Annotated in this window: 4 protein-coding genes; 2 read left to right on the forward strand and 2 right to left on the reverse strand. The window is 71.1% G+C overall.

What is annotated here, in order from left to right; translation table 11 throughout:
* On the forward strand, nt 1-752 hold a 752-nt coding region (locus tag B9G38_RS16185; protein WP_143415555.1), incomplete at its 5' end, for a M28 family metallopeptidase.
* Between the two features lie 93 nt (nt 753-845).
* Here the strand turns inward: B9G38_RS16185 and B9G38_RS16190 are convergent.
* Nucleotides 846-1,601 carry a glucose 1-dehydrogenase gene (locus B9G38_RS16190; protein ID WP_086221062.1) on the reverse strand — a complete coding sequence of 252 codons (756 nt, stop codon included), beginning with the start codon at nt 1,599-1,601 and terminating at the stop codon, nt 846-848.
* A gap of 117 nt (nt 1,602-1,718) precedes the next feature.
* On the opposite strand from B9G38_RS16190, the gene B9G38_RS16195 reads away from it, so the two are divergent.
* Nucleotides 1,719-1,901, forward strand: coding sequence for a hypothetical protein (locus B9G38_RS16195; protein WP_086221063.1), 183 nt, complete (start codon nt 1,719-1,721; stop codon nt 1,899-1,901).
* Nucleotides 1,902-2,081: 180 nt separating this feature from the next.
* Here the strand turns inward: B9G38_RS16195 and B9G38_RS16200 are convergent, their stop codons facing one another.
* Nucleotides 2,082-2,273, reverse strand: coding sequence for a hypothetical protein (locus B9G38_RS16200; protein WP_086221064.1), 192 nt, complete (start codon nt 2,271-2,273; stop codon nt 2,082-2,084).
* Nucleotides 2,274-2,310 lie beyond the last annotated feature (37 nt).

Below are 2,310 nucleotides of genomic sequence, written 5' to 3' on the forward strand. Positions count from 1 at the left end.
CCTCCTCGGTGTCCGGCCCGACCGTCTCGCTCGACGTCGACTGCCGGAACGAGCCGACGACCTCGGTGAACGCCGTCGCGGAGGTCGGGCCGGACACCGAGGAGGCGGTGTACCTCACCGCGCACGTCGACGCCCACGACGTGAGCGACGGCGCCAACGACAACGGGGCCGGGTCGGCGCTCGTCGCGGAGGTCGGCCGCCTGCTCGCGACGGTCGAGGGCGACCTCGACACGCGGGTGCGCCTCGTCACCTTCGGCTCGGAGGAGATCGGGCTGTGGGGGGCGTACCACGCCGCGGAGACGACCCCGAAGGAGGCGATAGCCTGCGTGGTCAACCTCGACGGCGCCTGTAGCTCGCGGGACCTCCGCGTCGGGACGAACGGGTTCGACGGGATGCGGACGGTGTTCGAGGCCGTCGCGGACGCGTTCGACGCGCCCCTGACGACCGGGGAGACGATCTCGCCGCACGGCGACCAGTGGGCGTTCGTTCAGGAGGGGATCCCGGCCGTGATGGCCTCGACGACGAGCGACCAGTCGGGACGCGGCTGGGGCCACACCCACGCGGACACCCTGGACAAGCTCGACTCCCGCGACCTCCGCGAGGTGGCGACGCTCGTCGCGGCGGCGGTCTACCGGTTCGCGACCGGGGAGGTCGAGGTCGAACACCGCTCGCGGGAGTCGATCCGCGACGCCATCGACGAGGGGTACGTCGAGGAGCTGAAGACCGGCGGGCGGTGGCCCTACGAGGGGTGACCGAGGGACTGGGCCGCGGCCGCCGCGGCCGCCGACCGGGCCCGCCTCGCTCAGCGGCGGCCGGGCGCGCGTGCGACGATCGACCGTCGACCGCTACTGGGCGAGTAGCCCGCCGTCGACGACTATCGGCTGCCCCATCACGTACGAGGCGTCCTCGGAGCAGAGCCAGACGACGGTGTCGGCTATCTCGCGGGGGTCGCCGAGACGCCCCGCGGGGATGGCCGCGGTGATGCGGTCCATCTCCTCGGCGTTGTCCTCGCCCGCCTGCTGGACCATCGGCGTGTCGATGACCCCGGGACAGACGGCGTTGAAGCGGATGCCGTCGTCGGCGTAGTCGACCGTCGCCCGTCGGGTCAGTCCGATAACGCCGTGTTTGCTGGCGGCGTAGTGCGCGCTCCCGTTCGCGCTCACGCCGGCGACCGAGGAGGTGTTGACGACGGCACCGCCGCCGCGCTCGATCATCACCGGGATCTCGGCTTTCAGACAGCGCCGGACCCCCTTCAGGTTCACGTCGATCATTCGGTCCCACTCCGCCTCGTCGTACTCCGCGAGGCGGGTCCCCTCGTCCGCGATGCCGGCGTTGTTGTGTGCGAAGTCCAACCCGTCGTACTCGTCGAGGGCCGTCCGCACCATCGCGGCGACGTCGTCGGAGTCCGTGACGTCCGTCTCGACGAACGTCGCCTCGCCGCCGTCGTTCTCGATCAGCTCGACCGTCTCGCGGCCGCCGTCCCCGTCGACGTCGGCGACGACGACACTCGACCCCGCCTCGGCGAACCGGCGAGACGACTGTCGGCCGATCCCCGATCCACCGCCGGTGACCACGGCGACTCCGCCTTGTATTCCGTTCATGATGTCATCCGTCACGCCGTGAGGCGTGAACTGTTATCTATTCACTATTATTCGACGCGAGGGAAGCCGGTCGCTACAGCGGCAAAGAGTTAAGCCGGGTTCCGCTGAGCGTTGCCCATGGACTCCCGCCGGAACCTCTACGTGGCCGCGTTCATCGGGGCGTCGCTGTCGTACGTCTTCAACGTCCTCGCTTTCACCGGAGCGTTTGACGTGTTTCGGTGGTTCGTGTTCGCCGCCCTCTTCCTCGGACTCACGTACGGGTTCGAGAGGTTCATCGGGTGGCAGACCGACTCGGCTTGACGCGGGGCGCGATCTCCCGGCCGCTTCTCGGGCGCGGGCCGAGGGCGGGCGGACCGCCGACTGCGCGTTTCGCGTTCGGCACCCGCTTCGCGGCGATGGCGGAGGACGTCGACGCGGCGACCGGCGCCGACCGAGCGCGGCGCGGCGGCTCACGGACCGCTCGCCGGTCCGGCGCGCGATTCACTCCTCGTCGGACCCGTCGCAGACGCCGGGCGGGAGCGACTCGGGGGCGTCGCCGTCGCCGTCGAGGCCGGCGTACGCGTCGTCGATGAGCCGGGCCAGCTGCGTCTCGGGGCTCACGCCGCGGGCGGCGGCGAGGGCCGCGAGGCGCTCGTACTGCTCGTCCGGCACGGACACCGTTCCCTCGTCCATGCGCGGCGCTCCGTCCCGAAGCTACAAAAGCGTTGGT

This window comes from Halorubrum sp. SD612 (genome assembly GCF_002135005.1).

Coding starts and splice junctions, on each gene's coding strand:
- B9G38_RS16200 (WP_086221064.1), bottom strand. CDS start 2,273: ATGGACGAGGGAACGGTGTCCGTGCCGGACGAGCAGTACGAGCGCCTC.
- B9G38_RS16190 (WP_086221062.1), bottom strand. CDS start 1,601: ATGAACGGAATACAAGGCGGAGTCGCCGTGGTCACCGGCGGTGGATCG.
- B9G38_RS16195 (WP_086221063.1), top strand. CDS start 1,719: ATGGACTCCCGCCGGAACCTCTACGTGGCCGCGTTCATCGGGGCGTCG.